Here is a 14,541-nt window from a genome sequence, read left to right as displayed (position 1 = left end):
AGCGTTTAGTGCCATCCGGCTTTTACTTCAGAACATATCCATACAGACGCTTAATGCCGTCTGCATCCGTCTCACTGTAAACGCCTTGCAGCTCCGGCGAGAAACCAGGCAGCAGGTTTACCCCCTCTTCCAACGCCAGGAAGTATTGTTGCACCGCCCCGCCCCAGACTTCACCCGGTACCACGCACAGCACGCCCGGAGGATAAGGCAGCGCACCTTCCGCCGCAATGCGGCCAGCGGCATCACAAATACGCACCAGTTCAACATCACCACGAATAAAAGCGCTGTTCGCATCCTGCGGATTCATCGCCACGGCAGGCAGACTCTCCTGACGGAACATCGCTTTTTGCAGATCTTTCACATCAAAGCTGACGTACAGTGAGTGCATCTCCTGACACAGTTCACGCAGCGTGTAATCCCGGTAGCGCACCGGATACTTGTTGAAGATAGTGGGCAGCACTTCAGCCAGCGGCGTGTCGTTCTCAATGTGTTGCTCAAACTGCGCCAGCATCGCCACCAGTTGCGCCATTTTCTCTGCGCTTTCAGCCGGGGTCAGCAGGAACAGAATCGAGTTGAGGTCGCATTTCTCCGGCACAATGCCGTTTTCACGCAGGTAATGCGCCAGAATCGTCGCCGGAATACCAAACTCAGTATATTGCCCGGTTTGCGCATCAATGCCCGGAGTGGTTAACAACAGCTTGCAGGGATCGACAAAATACTGGTCGCGCGCGTAACCGGAAAAACCATGCCATTTTGCGCCAGGCTCAAAGCTAAAGAAGCGACGCTCGCTGGCAATCACCGCCGTCGGATAGGTTTCCCATGGTTTGCCATCAACCACCGGGGGAATAAACGGCTGAATCATCTTACAGCGGGCAATAATCGCTTTGCGGGCCTCGATTCCCAACGCCACGCATTCCGCCCATAGCCGACGACCGCTCTCGCCTTCATGAATTTTGGCGTTAACATCCAGCGCCGCAAACAGCGGGTAAAACGGACTGGTGGAAGCATGCAGCATAAAAGCGTTGTTCAGCCGCTTATGCGGACAGAACCGCGCCTGGCCGCGAATGTGGTTATCCTTTTTGTGGATCTGCGAGGTTTGCGAGAACCCGGCCTGTTGTTTGTGTACTGACTGAGTGACAAAGATCCCCGGATCGTTAGCATTAAGCTCCAACAGCAGTGGTGAGCCATCGGCCATCATCGGGATAAATTGCTCGTATCCAACCCATGCGGAATCAAACAGGATGTAATCGCACAGGTGACCGATCTTGTCGATCACCTGCCGGGCGTTGTAGATCGTCCCGTCATAAGTGCCGAGCTGAATGATCGCCAGACGGAACGGACGCGGCTGGTCAGCCTTTTGTGGCGCAACTTCACGGATCTGCTGACGCAGGTACTGCTCATCAAAGCAGTGCTCATCAATGCCGCCGATAAAGCCAAACGGATTACGCGCCGCTTCCAGATAAACCGGCGTGGCGCCCGCCTGGATCAGCGCGCCGTGGTGGTTCGACTTATGGTTGTTACGGTCAAAAAGCACCAGATCCCCACGCGTCAGCAGCGCATTGGTCACCACTTTATTGGCCGCAGAGGTCCCGTTCAGTACAAAGTAGGTTTTATCCGCGTGGAAAACTTTAGCGGCAAATTTCTGCGCATGTTTCGCTGACCCTTCATGAATCAGCAGATCGCCAAGCTTAACGTCAGCGTTGCACATGTCCGCACGAAACAGATTCTCACCAAAGAATTCGTAGAAATGCCGCCCCGCAGGATGCTTCTTAAAAAATTCACCGTGTTGGTGCCCCGGACAGGCAAACGTGCTGTTCCCCATTTCGACATACTGGGTCAGTGTGTCGTAGAACGGCGGCAGCAAATCTTCTTCATACTGACAGGCAGCAGATTCCAGCTCCAGCCACTCCTGAGCCTGACCGCGAATGACCGCATTTACGCCCGCTGGCACATCCACATTAGACTCCGCGAACAGAAACACGGGTAAATGAAAACCTGTGCGTTTAAGCAAAGCAAGGATCCCGCAGCGGCTGTCCGCAACGGTAATGACGACTGCCGCAACGTCAGTAAAATCGGTACTGTCCAGCGAGACCACCTGACGATGACTGGACAGACGAGAGACCAGTTCACCACTGGCGGCAATTTTCATTGATTTCATAAGCGCAATAACCCGTTTCGGGAAAATCAAAAGTCCCGGCAAAGCTGCATTGCTTTGCCCACGAAATGACAGGTCAAACTGGTTACCAGCCCCGACCGCCAGACATCAGTAAAAGCAGATAGCCTCTGATCTTACTGTTATCCTGCAGTGAGCGTGCGCTGCCTTCACCGCATGGTGGGAGTGGTAAGATATGTTGCAGGAAGGGACAAGCGTCGCGCAAAAAGGCGATATTGAAGGCGATGTAGGGGGAGTAATTTCATCCCAGGCAGCCCCATTCAGACAGGAGAAAATTCGCGCAATCATGGCACCTTTCACTTACAGGCGCAAGATAAAATCCAGAGCTAAAACCTCACAGATAAACAAACATTTTGTCTGAAATTAGCGGCATAATAATGCAATCTGAAACATAATTTCACCCAGCCAATTGTCTTTAGTATCAAGATGATAATGGGTATGCAGGAGCAAACGTGGTAATCGGACCGTTTATTAATAGCGGCGCCATTTTATTTGGCGGCGTTCTCGGCGCACTACTCAGCCAGCATTTACCGGAGCGCATTCGGGTCTCGATGACCTCCATATTCGGGCTGTGCTCTTTGGGAATTGGTATCTTGCTGGTTATCAAATGCGCCAACCTGCCGGTAATGGTTCTGGCAACGCTGGTTGGTGCATTAATTGGCGAGTTCTGTTATCTGGAAAAAGGGATCAATACCGCGGTTGCCAAAGCGCAGCAGCTTTTCACCCGGTCGGATGCCAACACCACGCACGAATCCTTCATCCAGAGCTATGTGGCCATCATCGTGCTATTTTGCGCCAGTGGTACTGGGATCTTCGGGGCGATACATGAAGGCATGACCGGCGATCCAAATATTTTAATCGCGAAGTCGTTTCTTGATTTCTTCACGGCCATCATCTTCGCCTGTTCGCTGGGGATTGCGGTATCTGCCATTTGCGTGCCGATGCTGGCAATTCAGTTAACGCTTGCCACCTGTGCGGCACTGATTTTACCCCTGACGACGCCAGCTATGATGGCCGATTTCAGCGCCGTAGGTGGACTGCTGTTGTTGGCAACCGGTTTACGTATTTGTGGAATCAAAATGTTTGCGGTTGTGAATATGCTTCCTGCCCTTCTGCTGGCAATGCCGCTTTCCGCCGCGTGGACGGCGTTTTTTGCCTGAGAATGCGTGCAATAGCAGCAATGTGATGATAGATTGTGCAGTCTGCATTGATTTGAAGAAATTTCGTTGACGAAGCGAAGCGAATCAGGTTTAATGCGCCTCGTTGCCCGGATAGCTCAGTCGGTAGAGCAGGGGATTGAAAATCCCCGTGTCCTTGGTTCGATTCCGAGTCCGGGCACCACTATTTAAAGAACCCGCCCAAAAGGCGGGTTTTTGCTTTGGGGTATTTCTAAAATTATCCCCATCAAATAACCCCGTGATAGCAACATCACCACCACAGGGGTTCGCAATTATTCTTTCACCACAATCAGCGGTTCGATATCGCTCTCTTTTTTAATTACCAGCGACTCATCACCGCGCAGGCAGGTACCGCCATAGTTACCGCCTACGGTGAAGGTACAAACCTGAATATATTTACCAGCAACCTTCGGCAGACACCAAAGCTGCTGATAAATGTTCTTCTGTTCAGCAAACTTACCGCTGGTTTTATCCAGGAGCTCTTCCTGGTGGCTCACCAGATCGATGTTGCTGCCACAACGTCCTGCAATAGGTTTCACTGCATAACCGGTTCGCGCCAGCTCTTCATTAACAGTGAAATCAGTATCAAGCAGATAACGGTGGTGCGGGAACAATTGCCACAGGATCGGCAGAATCGCTTTGTTGCCAGGGATCACCGTCCACAGAGGCTCGAAGACCAGCACTTCCGGGCGTAGCAGCACGTCTATCAAACGCACTTCCTGATTGGTATGCCCGGTACGGATGGGCACTGCGGCATACTCCGTTTCGCTGACCTCTCGCACCTGCTCTATCGCGGTTTCCCACGCCCAGGTTTTCCAGACGCAGTTCACCAGGCGACCATCACCGTCAATCAACTGACCGGCGTCATCCCAACGTAGCTCATCGAGGCCACGCAGAATTTTGCTGTCAAACCCGGCCTGACGCAGCGCCTGCTGCATAAACTGCGCGTGGTAGTTTTCCTCAATATCCTTATCCTGCATGATGTGGACAAAAGGACGCGCGCGGCTATGTTTCCAGGCACCAGCCAGTTCGTTGATCAATCCTTCAGCCGGATTATGTCCCTGCCCTGTGAAGCCCCGCTCGGCCCATCTTTCGAGGATCAAACCGGCTTCGGTATGACAGGATGCGGAATCGGCGTTGTACTCATACACCTTCAGTCCGCGTTCATCCATACAGAAATCCATACGCCCGGTGATCATATGATGCCGACGACGCTGCCAGGAAAGACGAAGGCGCGGCCAGAGGATTTTCGGGATGTCGAACAGCGCCAGCAGGTTGTCGTCTTTCAGCACTTTGTCGGTCGCGTGCAGATACATCAGGTGCAGTTCGTTGGTGGCTTTAATCAGCTCCTGCTCCGCACTCTCGGTAATGGTGAAGTACTGATGCGGATCCTGATTAATGACGTGGCCGTTCGCCAGCACGTACGCTTTTTGCAGCGGATCCTGTTCATCCAGCCATTTACCGTCAAACTGCCCGTTATCTTCCAGTCGCGCGCCGCCAATTTTTAGTGAGTCATTGGCGATCCCCGGCTGCGGCAGGCTGTAACGGGTATCATCGGTCTGGATCATCCAACCAAGAATGGTGGTGTCGTCAAAGGTATCACGCAGGGTGTAACAACCGTTTTCAACCACCATTTCCAGTTCGCGGGTCCACTGCTGTCCGGGAGGCAGCGGCGTGTGGATCACGTTCTGTTCGGCAATGCGGATTTTGTTTTCCAGCAATTGGGTGACTACCGCCACATGGCCGGTGTCTTTAAATTCGCCGCCTTTCTGCCAGATCAGCAGAGCACCTGCAACTGGCGCACGGGGTGAACCATTCGGAAATGCCTGTAACGGCAGGATATTGTCATTCACCACTTCGCGCAGGAAGCGTAAGGAGAAGATCTCCCATGCCATGCCCACATCGGTGAAGACCATGCCATAGTTCAGGAAGAGAAAACGACGTGCAAACTCTACGCACTGCCATTTGTGGCCCATATATTCGTCGTCGATATAGCTGCGAAATGCCGCATCATCGTCGTAGTCCCGTGGGTCGAGGGAGCTGTAATCTGAAGAGTAGATTGCTACGCCGCCTGGGGCGTAGCCCAATAATGTCCCGAATGGGGCATCCTGACTGGTCGTTCCTTTGCTCATGCACCTTACCTCAAAACAATACAGCCTGAGCAGGTTGGCGTGAATTTTTCGCTCTGATTGCCTGCTCTGCGACACTAACCGGACAGAGGTCGACATCATCATACACCTCAACGCAGCGGCTGGCGCTCAGAGGCGAAAAATTCACAGCAGGAACTACGCTTTTGTCAGGGTGACCGGTACGCTTTTATACGCCGGAGTCAAACTTTGTGTGTCTACCGCATCCAGCGAAAGCAGGACATTCGCTTCAGGCAGATAAGCGCCAACAGAGCCTGCCGCCATGTTGTAAATCACCACCGTTAAACCGTGCATAACACGTTCCGCACAGGGCTGGCCGTTGTCGTCCAGCGCCTGAACGTTGACCACATCTCCCTGGCTCAGACCGCGAGCCGCCGCTTCTTCGGCGCTTAAAAACACCACATCACGCCGACCGGTAATGCCACGATAGCGATCGTTCATACCATAGATAGTGGTGTTGTACTGATCGTGGCTGCGCAGCGTCGCCAAAACTAACGCATCCGCAGGTTGGTTTTCCCGCTCCACCGCTTGCTGATGACTGACGATAAAGTTGGCTTTACCATTCGCCGTTCGCCACTCACGGCGCGAAGCAGGCGTATCCATGCGAAATCCGCCCGGCTCGGCAATACGTGCGTTGTAATCGTGGAATGCCGGGATCACGGCTTCAATGGCGTCACGAATCAACGCGTAGTCCCCGGTTAACGCTTCCCAGTTGATCGGCGAAAGCGGTAGCGTGGCACGAGCCATGCCCGCCACAATCGCGGGTTCCGATTTTAGCCAGCGGGAAGCCGGTTTCAGCGCGCCGCAGGAGGCGTGAACCATCGACATCGAGTCTTCGACGGTCACCGACTGAATCCCCGTCGCCTGCATGTCGCGCTCCGTTCGCCCTAATGTAGGTAGCAGGTAGTTATGCTTTGCCAGCAGCAGATGCGATCTGTTCAGTTTGGTCGCCACATGGACCTGCAGATCCAGACTTTTCATCGCCGCAAAAGTACGCTGCGGCTGCGGCATCGCCACCGCCAGATTACCGCCCATGCAAATGAGCGCTTTTGCCTCTCCCCGTTCGATGGCACGAATGCTCTCCACGCTGGAGCGGCCATGCTTACGCGGCACGCTGATAGCGAAATACGACTCAAGGCGTTGCAGGAACTCTTCGGGCGCCGCTTCGTTGATCCCCACAGAACGATCGCCCTGCACGTTAGAATGACCGCGCAACGGGCAGATCCCCGCGCCGGGCTTACCCATATTGCCTTTCAGCAACAGCAGGTTTACCAGTTGCTGAACGTTCTCAGTGCCGTTTTTATGCTGGGTGATCCCCAACCCGTAACAAATAATGGTGGCGCGGGATTTGTTGTAGCTGTGTGCGAGGTCCTCCATCTGGCTGCGCGTCAGTCCGGAATCCTGTTCCAGTTTTGCCCAGCTACACTGGCGTAAATCGTCATACAGCGTCGAATAGCCCTCGGTATGCTCATGAATAAAAGCATGATCGAGGCAGGGCTGTTGATCCAGTAAGATCCGCGCTTCGTCCATTTCGATCAGCGCTTTCATTATGCCTTTGAGCAGCGAGCCGTCACCGCCTATTTTAACCTGATAGTAATCGCTGCTTAGCTCCGTGGCCTGGCCGCCGAACATCTCTTTTGGGCTTTGCGGGAAGCTAAAGCGCTCAAGCCCCCTTTCGTTCAGCGGGTTGATGGAGATAATTTTGGCCCCACGTTTGGCAACGTCGCGTAAGGTGGTCAGCATGCGTGGATGGTTAGTGCCCGGGTTATGCCCGATACAAATCACCAGATCGCAGTGGTCAAAGTCGTCCAGTTCAACGGTCCCTTTCCCAAGGCCAATGGCTGGTGTTAACCCTGCGCTGGTCGGCCCGTGGCACATGTTAGAGCAATCAGGGAAGTTACTGCTGCCGTATTCGCGGGCAAACAGTTGATACAGAAATGCCGCCTCATTTGAGGTTCTGCCGGAGGTGTAAAACTCAACTTGTTCCGCAGAATCATAGCTGCGCAAGCGCTCACCGATCTCGTGGAAGGCGATATCCCAATCCACCGCCTGCCAGGTGTCTGACGCTGCATCGTATTTCATTGGATGCGTCAAACGACCAATGTTTTCCAGTTCATAATCGCTATAGTGCCAGAGCGTAGAAACCGGATGACGGCTGAAAAATTCCGGTGACGCTTTCTTGCTGGTTGTCTCCCAGGAGACCGCCTTCACGCCATTCTCGCACAACTCCATTGGCGCACGATGCACTGGGTCCGGCCACGCACAGCCCGGACAATCGAACCCTTTCACCTGGTTCATTTTGAACATCGCGATAATGTCGCGTGCGACAGCCTTTTGCGAAAATACCGAAGCAGTGACGGCTTTTACCGCGCCCCACCCACCCGCCGGGCCCTGATAATCGCTTACTCCTGGAACACCATTTTTCATTATTACTGCTTATTCACCGCCAATTTTTGATGGTGAATACGGTAGCAATTTCCGTCCAACATTGATTTCCTCTTCATGGAGTACGGCCCGGCTACAATGAACGGGTTAGATTTATCTTCCCCTTTCAGCACAAAGCGACATAAAGTCCCAATCTGTTAAATTGAGTTCTACCTAACTGCTACACTGCATCAACACAACCACTCAGAAGGCAGGTCAACATGTCAGACAATACCTATCAGCCCGCGAAAGTCTGGACGTGGGAAAAATCGAACGGCGGCGCATTCGCCAATATCAACCGCCCGGTTTCCGGTGCCACCCATGAGAAAACGCTGCCAGTCGGCAAACATCCGCTGCAGCTCTATTCGCTGGGTACGCCAAACGGGCAGAAAGTAACGATTATGCTGGAGGAGCTACTGGCGCAGGGCGTCAAGGGCGCGGAATACGATGCCTGGATTATCAGTATTGGCGATGGCGATCAGTTTTCCAGCGGCTTTGTTGAGGTGAATCCGAACTCGAAGATCCCTGCGCTGCGCGATCATTCGCAAAACCCGCCGGTTCGCGTTTTCGAATCTGGCGCAATCCTGCTCTATCTGGCGGAAAAATATGGTTACTTCCTGCCGCAGGATTTGGCGAAGCGCACTGAAACGCTGAACTGGTTGTTCTGGCTACAGGGCGCAGCCCCCTTCCTCGGCGGTGGTTTTGGTCACTTCTATAACTATGCGCCGGTAAAAATTGAGTACGCTATTAATCGCTTCACAATGGAAGCCAAGCGCCTACTCGACGTGCTGGATAAGCAATTAGCACAGCATCAGTTTGTGGCCGGAGATGAATACACTATTGCCGATATGGCGGTATGGCCGTGGTTTGGCAATGTGGTTCTGGGCAACGTGTACGACGCGGCAGAGTTCCTTGATGCAGGAAGCTACAAGCACGTGCAGCGCTGGGCAAAAGAGATTGCAGCGCGTCCGGCGGTTAAGCGTGGTCGTATTGTAAACCGTACCAACGGGCCGCTGAACGAGCAGCTTCATGAACGCCATGACGCCAGCGACTTCGATACCAATACCGAAGATAAGCGCCAGGGTTAACGTAAGATGCCGGATGGCGGCGCAAACGCCTTATCCGGCCTATATATAAGGCGCGGGCCTGATAAGCGCTGCGCCATCCGGCATAAAATCACGCGCTGGTGACGTCGTACTCCATGCGGCGAAGTGCGTCCAACGTGGCTTTAGCTTCATCTTCATCGATGATGCTCATGGCGAACCCTACGTGCACCAGCACCCATTGCCCGACCAGCTCAGCCGTATCACCTTCACAAATCAGGGCAATATTGACATCACGTTTGATGCCGCACACTTCAACCTGCGCAAGCTGGTGAATATCTTCACCAACGGCCAGAACCTGACCAGGGACTCCAATACACATATCTGACTCCGCCCCATAGCAACCTATGGGTTATTCGACTTCAATACTTTTCACTTTCAGTGAATCGCCAGCATCAACCCGCAGACGATCGCCCTGACATAGCGGACACTGCGCATCATGCTGGGTGATTTCCACAACCTGACTGCAATCCCAGCACCACGCCTGAGCTGGCTTATAATCAATATGCAGCTCACAACCTTGCGCCAGCGTACCCTGACAGACAATGTCGAAACTGAAACGGACGGCACTCTCCTCAACGCAGGAGAGTGCGCCAATTTCCAGCCAAACGCCGGTTACGCGTTTGACACCGTGCTGCTCTGCCTGCTGTTGAACAATCTCAACCGCGCTCTGACAAAGGGACAGCTCATGCATTTTCGCAGTTCCGACGACCCAGCAGCAGCGCGCGGCGATTTAGCTGCGGCGCATTCGGATCGCTCACCGGCAGCGATAACAGCATGCGCGCGCAATCATCAGTCAGACGGACACCTTCTTGTGCCGACATGCTGTGCGAAAGCGGCGACATCAGCGAACAGGAGAGGTATTGCGATACGCCCTCCAGTTCACCCACGGTAAAGGTCATTTCGCCATACGGCAGACGCAACCCGATTTTTTCGCTGACTTTACGCACCGGCCAGATCTGATCCGGTCCGGGGAAAATCAGTGCGCTGAGCATCCAGGGTGTGATAACACACCCCGTCCACTGACCTTCAAACAGCGTAAAATCAGAGACATACACCGGCATATTCGGATGCAGGAAGGAAAGATCGTGCATCGAACGCCGGGCAATCTCTTCAAACGCCGCCTGAATTTGCGTCTTCGGGGCCGTCTGAAAACCGACAAACTCCTCAGACATGAGCCGCCTCCCGAGGGATCGCTTCAACGCCTGATTCGCGAAGCGCGGCAAGAACCTGCTCAAGCGCAGGTTCAATCATGGCTTCAACCGTCGGCGTTAGCCCAATATGCGGTTCCAGCGATTCCGGAATAACACCGACTAACGTCAGCTTTTTCGGAAACTCGCCGGTGAAACGCAGGGCCGACAATACGTCGGCCAGGCCAAGCTGATGCGGTGAGATTTTGTTGGTAAACAGCGCCGGAATCTCTTCATCCCGCAGGACCATCATCGTTCCCGGCGTGTTTTTCTTCGACACGATGGCGTCAGCAATGATCAGATGATCCCTGTTCGCCATATCGCCGAGAAGCTCCATCCCAGCCGTACCACCGTCCAGAATATCAACAAAGTCTGGCAGGATGTACCGTTGCTCTAACGCCTCAACGATACGCACCCCGATGGCTTCGTCGGTCAGCAAAATATTGCCGACCCCTAAGACTAATATCCGCATTACAGAACCTTAACTGAGACCACTTCGTTCCCGTCAACGTCCACCACATGCACCGCACATGACATACAAGGGTCGAAGGAGTGAATGGTACGAACCACTTCCAGCGGTTTGTTTGGATCGGCGATTGGCGTGCCTACCAACGAGCGCTCGTACGGTCCGACTTCATCGTTGAAGTTACGTGGGCCTGAGTTCCAGGTTGACGGAACAACCGCCTGGTAGTTGCTGATAATACCGTCTTTAATCACCATCCAGTGAGACAGCATACCGCGCGGCGCTTCGAGGAAACCAACGCCTTTAAATTCGCCCGTTGCCGGAATATCCGGTTTCACGAAGGTGGTGTGGTCGCCTTTGCCGATGTTCACAATCAGCGCGTTGTACTGTTCCTGCAGAACGTTCTGCAGTTCACAGCAGTGAACGGTACGGCCAATGATACGGCCCAGCGTTGAGTGCAGTTGCGACACTTCGATGGTTTTACCGGTCAGCTTGGTGTAAATCGCGATGATTTCATTCAGCTTGGCATGAGTAGACTCGCGTTTAGCCGCCAGTTTACACAGCATGTTGGCCAGCGGACCCACTTCAACCGTTTTACCGTAGAAGGTCGGCGCTTTAACCCAGGAGTATTTGCCGTCATCAGACCAGCCGGTGTAATCCGGAACCGTTGTGCCTTCCCACGGAGCCTGCGGCGCTTCGTCTTTGTACCACGCGTGTTTCGCACTCTCCTGAATCCCTTTGATCAGGTACTCATCGGAGTGAGAGGTGATCGGACGATAGGTCGACAGATCTTCATTGGTGATGTAACCACCCGGGAACAGGAAGCTGCCGTTTTTACCGTCAGTCGGGAATTCCGGCGCGCTCAGATAGTTAACCGCACCCTGACCACGTTCCAGCCACTCAGGGTAGAACGCAGCAATAACCGCGGTATCAACTTTGTAAACCTGCTCAACAAAGTCGCTCAGCTTGTCGATGAAGGACTTGATGTACATCAGACGCTCAAGGTTCAGCACGCCGAGGCCGTCGAGGTTAATTGGGTTAGCAACTCCACCTACCGCCAGGTTCTGGATGTGCGGCGTTTTACCGCCCAACAGCGCTACAACGCGGTTGGCATCACGCTGGCATTCCAGCGCCTGCAGATAGTGAGCAACAGCAATCAGGTTCACTTCCGGCGGCAGCTGCATTGCCGGGTGACCCCAGCAACCGTTGGCAAAAATACCTAACTGACCGCTTGCGACAAGATCTTTGATCTTATTCTGAACCTTGGTGAACTCTTCCGTGCTGTTCAGGTGCCAGGAGGACACACCATTCAGCATCGCGGACGCTTTCGCTGGATCGGCTTTCAACGCGGAGGTGATGTCCACCCAGTCCAGCGCAGACAGCTGATAGAAGTGAACAATATGGTCATGCGTGGTGTGCGCGGCCAGAATGATGTTACGGATGTACTGTGCGTTCACCGGAACATCAATATTCAGCGCGCTTTCTGCTGCACGAACGGAAGAGATAGCGTGAGTGGTAGTACAAACGCCACAGATACGCTGAACAATCATCCAGGCATCGCGCGGATCGCGGTTTTTCACGATCTCTTCCATGCCGCGCCACATGGTACCGGAAGCCCATGCTTTAGATACCACGCCATTTTCGATTTCGCAGTCGATGCGTAAATGACCCTCAATACGGGTTACCGGATCAATAGTAATTCTCTGGCTCATGCTTTGCTCGCCTCATGACGATTTTGATCGTTTTGTTTTAAAGGAGGAAGTATCGGCAGTAGACGAATGAGTACGATGTATGCACAAATCTCAATAGCCACAAAACCAATAGAAATCAACAGTTCTTCCCAGGTTGGGAAGTAGTGGTAGCCACCACCAGGATTGAACGCCACCAGCGAATAGGACAGACGCCATGTCGCACAACCCAGCAATGCACTCAGCGCAGACAGATACAGCATGCGTGAGTCATTACGCAGCTTAGTGACGCGCAGCACCACCAGCGGGAAGACCATCAGTACGACTTCAATCCAGAACATTACGGAGTAAAGATCGCCTGCAAACGCATAGGACAGTTTGTCGCGATAGATTAACTCGCCAAAGCGCAGAACCACGAAAATCGCCAGCAATATGCTGATGGTATTCGTCAGCTTGATGAACAAGCTTTTCTCGTCCGGACCGTTACCTTTCAGACCGGCTTGTACCAGTGAGCCTTCAAAGATGACGATCGAGAAACCCATAATAAAAGCGGTTAATACGGAGAAAAGCGGCAACATTTCATACGCTTGCCATAGCGGATGCACCTTATACCCCGCAGAAATCATCAATGAACCCATTGAAGACTGGTGCATGGTTGGCAGCAGCGCGCCGAGAGCGATAATAAAGAACATCACTTTATTCAAACGCTTGAGGGAGACTTTCCAACCCAGACGTTCAAACAGAGCCGGAGCAAATTCCAGCGCCATGATGCCGATATAGATGGTCATACAGACCGCCGTTTCGAACAATACCGAGTTCACGTTGAAGTGACCTGGAATGTAGAAATACGGCAGGTTCCAGTAACGACCGACGTCAATGGTGATCGACAGACCACCCAGCGAGTAGCCAAACAGGCTTGCCAGCAGCGCCGGACGCACCAACGGATGGTATTGCCCTCTGTTGAAAACATACACCGCCCATGCCAGCGCCCAACCGCCGCACGCGAAGCCGGTACCAATCAACAGGTCAAACGCGATCCAAACACCCCATGGGAAACCGCCGTTCAGATCGGAGACTGAACCCAATCCGAAGACCAGACGTTTCACGATCAGGAGCATACACAGGACGATTAACGGCCCAAAAATAATGACCGGTTTGCTGATTATTTTCCCGCCCAGCGGTTTAGGATCATGACTCATGATCGTCTCCTCCGTCGTGATGGTCGTTTTTCGTGTTACGACGAACCAACACGGTTAAGCCCGCCAGCGCAGCCAGGGGTAATATCATGCCCTTATACAGGGAATGTTGAACATGTTCAGAACGCGCACCGGTTGAAAGATCATCCAGTTTCGGCAGATCCAAATCTTCGTAAGGAACCCCCGTCAGCACCATAACCTGCGTACCACCACCTTCCTTCTCACCGTACAGGTGTGGGTAGTACTTCGGTACCGTATGCAGATAGGTATCGCCCGCTTTCACCGTCTGACGCGGATAGTGGTATTCGCTGCCAGGCTTCAGCGCGAGACGTTTTTTCGCCTCAGCCATCAGCTCTTCACGCGTACCAAAAATCACCGCCCCGGCAGGACACACTTCAACACAACCCGGTAAACCGCCTTTATCCAGACGCTCAACACCTTTCTGGTTACACAGTTCACATTTGTGAAGCGCGCCAAACGGGTTGTTGTAGTCGTACTTAGGCACGTTGTACGGACAGGCGACCATGCAATAGCGGCAACCTGTGCAGACATCTTTGTCATAGTGGACGATGCCGGTTTTCGGATCTTTCTTCAGTGCGGAGACCGGGCAAACGGAGACACAGTTCGGATCGACACAGTGCATGCACTGTTTCTTAATGTATGCGTAGCCATTTTCTTCCTGGTCTTTGTTAACGCCTGTTCCGCTACGCCACACCTGGATGATGTTATTGGTATACGGCGACAGCTTGTCGTTGTTTGACCAGGTCTGCTCGCCTTCCGGGTTACGCGCCGGAAAGTTGATGTCCTGACACTTGGTGACACAGGCCTGGCAGCCCACGCATAGCGTCGAGTCATAGAGCATCCCAAGAGACCCAGGGATTGGCGGACGGTTTTCTGCAGCCGCATGGCTGATGGACGGCGCAGCGCCCAACAGCAATGCCCCGCTGGAGGCTGCTTTAATAAAGTTACGTCTGTTCAC

General features: G+C 53.3%; 12 protein-coding genes and 1 tRNA gene. 3 read left to right on the top strand and 10 right to left on the bottom strand.

Translation table 11 applies throughout. The features are described 5' to 3' along the window. Window positions 1-22: 22 nt before the first annotated feature. Window positions 23-2,158 (bottom strand): ornithine decarboxylase, encoded by a 2,136-nt coding sequence (locus FDW96_RS04650; RefSeq protein WP_137365273.1) that lies wholly within the window; start codon window positions 2,156-2,158, stop codon window positions 23-25. A gap of 467 nt (window positions 2,159-2,625) precedes the next feature. Here FDW96_RS04650 and FDW96_RS04640 point away from each other — a divergent pair, with 467 nt between their 5' ends. Both FDW96_RS04640 and FDW96_RS04635 read left to right on the top strand, forming a co-directional pair. Then, complete coding sequence (locus tag FDW96_RS04640; protein WP_042310961.1) at window positions 2,626-3,333, top strand: DUF554 domain-containing protein; 708 nt, start codon at window positions 2,626-2,628, stop codon at window positions 3,331-3,333. A 105-nt stretch (window positions 3,334-3,438) separates the two neighbouring features. Then, a tRNA-Phe gene (locus FDW96_RS04635) sits at window positions 3,439-3,514 on the top strand. A gap of 109 nt (window positions 3,515-3,623) precedes the next feature. On the opposite strand, the gene gss is transcribed toward FDW96_RS04635, so the two are convergent. Both gss and FDW96_RS04625 read right to left on the bottom strand, forming a co-directional pair. Further along, window positions 3,624-5,483, bottom strand: a complete 1,860-nt coding sequence (gene gss / locus FDW96_RS04630) for a bifunctional glutathionylspermidine amidase/synthase (RefSeq protein ID WP_061382441.1) — start codon at window positions 5,481-5,483, stop codon at window positions 3,624-3,626. Window positions 5,484-5,636: 153 nt separating this feature from the next. After that, entirely contained in the window at window positions 5,637-7,925 is a 2,289-nt protein-coding gene (locus FDW96_RS04625) for an FdhF/YdeP family oxidoreductase (protein WP_137365272.1), read from the bottom strand. A gap of 218 nt (window positions 7,926-8,143) precedes the next feature. Here FDW96_RS04625 and yghU point away from each other — a divergent pair, with 218 nt between their 5' ends. After that, the gene (gene yghU, locus FDW96_RS04620; RefSeq protein WP_079225996.1) at window positions 8,144-9,010 is read left to right on the top strand and encodes a glutathione-dependent disulfide-bond oxidoreductase; all 867 of its coding nucleotides are present in this window, start codon (window positions 8,144-8,146) and stop codon (window positions 9,008-9,010) included. Window positions 9,011-9,098: 88 nt separating this feature from the next. Here the strand turns inward: yghU and hybG are convergent, their stop codons facing one another. The 7 genes from hybG to hybA are packed head-to-tail and all read right to left on the bottom strand — an operon-like array spanning window position 9,099 to window position 14,541. Beyond that, the gene (gene hybG / locus FDW96_RS04615; RefSeq protein ID WP_003024459.1) at window positions 9,099-9,347 is read right to left on the bottom strand and encodes a hydrogenase maturation factor HybG; all 249 of its coding nucleotides are present in this window, start codon (window positions 9,345-9,347) and stop codon (window positions 9,099-9,101) included. Between the two features lie 30 nt (window positions 9,348-9,377). Further along, window positions 9,378-9,719, bottom strand: a complete 342-nt coding sequence (hypA, locus tag FDW96_RS04610; RefSeq protein ID WP_003828349.1) for a hydrogenase maturation nickel metallochaperone HypA — start codon at window positions 9,717-9,719, stop codon at window positions 9,378-9,380. Beyond that, complete coding sequence (hybE, locus tag FDW96_RS04605) at window positions 9,712-10,200, bottom strand: hydrogenase-2 assembly chaperone (protein WP_079225995.1); 489 nt, start codon at window positions 10,198-10,200, stop codon at window positions 9,712-9,714. Before hybE ends, hypA begins: the two co-directional genes overlap by 8 nt. Continuing rightward, window positions 10,193-10,687: a HyaD/HybD family hydrogenase maturation endopeptidase gene (locus FDW96_RS04600; protein ID WP_079225994.1), complete on the bottom strand. Its 495-nt coding sequence runs from the start codon at window positions 10,685-10,687 to the stop codon at window positions 10,193-10,195. The genes hybE and FDW96_RS04600 overlap by 8 nt, the downstream gene beginning before the upstream one ends. Continuing rightward, window positions 10,687-12,390, bottom strand: coding sequence for a hydrogenase 2 large subunit (gene hybC, locus FDW96_RS04595; protein WP_137365271.1), 1,704 nt, complete (start codon window positions 12,388-12,390; stop codon window positions 10,687-10,689). Before hybC ends, FDW96_RS04600 begins: the two co-directional genes overlap by 1 nt. Continuing rightward, the gene (gene hybB / locus FDW96_RS04590) at window positions 12,387-13,565 is read right to left on the bottom strand and encodes a Ni/Fe-hydrogenase cytochrome b subunit (protein ID WP_042310972.1); all 1,179 of its coding nucleotides are present in this window, start codon (window positions 13,563-13,565) and stop codon (window positions 12,387-12,389) included. Before hybB ends, hybC begins: the two co-directional genes overlap by 4 nt. Beyond that, window positions 13,555-14,541, bottom strand: a complete 987-nt coding sequence (gene hybA, locus FDW96_RS04585; protein ID WP_003828357.1) for a hydrogenase 2 operon protein HybA — start codon at window positions 14,539-14,541, stop codon at window positions 13,555-13,557. Before hybA ends, hybB begins: the two co-directional genes overlap by 11 nt.

Origin of the sequence: Citrobacter sp. TBCS-15, from assembly GCF_005280815.1 — a bacterium.
In the GTDB taxonomy this organism is placed as follows: domain Bacteria; phylum Pseudomonadota; class Gammaproteobacteria; order Enterobacterales; family Enterobacteriaceae; genus Citrobacter; species Citrobacter werkmanii.
This window is presented reverse-complemented; position numbering and strand designations above follow the sequence as displayed.

Excerpts from the sequence above, each read along its gene's own strand:
- FDW96_RS04650 (WP_137365273.1), bottom strand. The coding sequence starts at position 2,158 with ATGAAATCAATGAAAATTGCCGCCAGTGGTGAACTGGTCTCTCGTCTG.
- gss (WP_061382441.1), bottom strand. The coding sequence starts at position 5,483 with ATGAGCAAAGGAACGACCAGTCAGGATGCCCCATTCGGGACATTATTG.
- FDW96_RS04625 (WP_137365272.1), bottom strand. The coding sequence starts at position 7,925 with ATGAAAAATGGTGTTCCAGGAGTAAGCGATTATCAGGGCCCGGCGGGT.
- yghU (WP_079225996.1), top strand. The coding sequence starts at position 8,144 with ATGTCAGACAATACCTATCAGCCCGCGAAAGTCTGGACGTGGGAAAAA.
- hybG (WP_003024459.1), bottom strand. The coding sequence starts at position 9,347 with ATGTGTATTGGAGTCCCTGGTCAGGTTCTGGCCGTTGGTGAAGATATT.
- hypA (WP_003828349.1), bottom strand. The coding sequence starts at position 9,719 with ATGCATGAGCTGTCCCTTTGTCAGAGCGCGGTTGAGATTGTTCAACAG.
- hybE (WP_079225995.1), bottom strand. The coding sequence starts at position 10,200 with ATGTCTGAGGAGTTTGTCGGTTTTCAGACGGCCCCGAAGACGCAAATT.
- FDW96_RS04600 (WP_079225994.1), bottom strand. The coding sequence starts at position 10,687 with ATGCGGATATTAGTCTTAGGGGTCGGCAATATTTTGCTGACCGACGAA.
- hybC (WP_137365271.1), bottom strand. The coding sequence starts at position 12,390 with ATGAGCCAGAGAATTACTATTGATCCGGTAACCCGTATTGAGGGTCAT.
- hybB (WP_042310972.1), bottom strand. The coding sequence starts at position 13,565 with ATGAGTCATGATCCTAAACCGCTGGGCGGGAAAATAATCAGCAAACCG.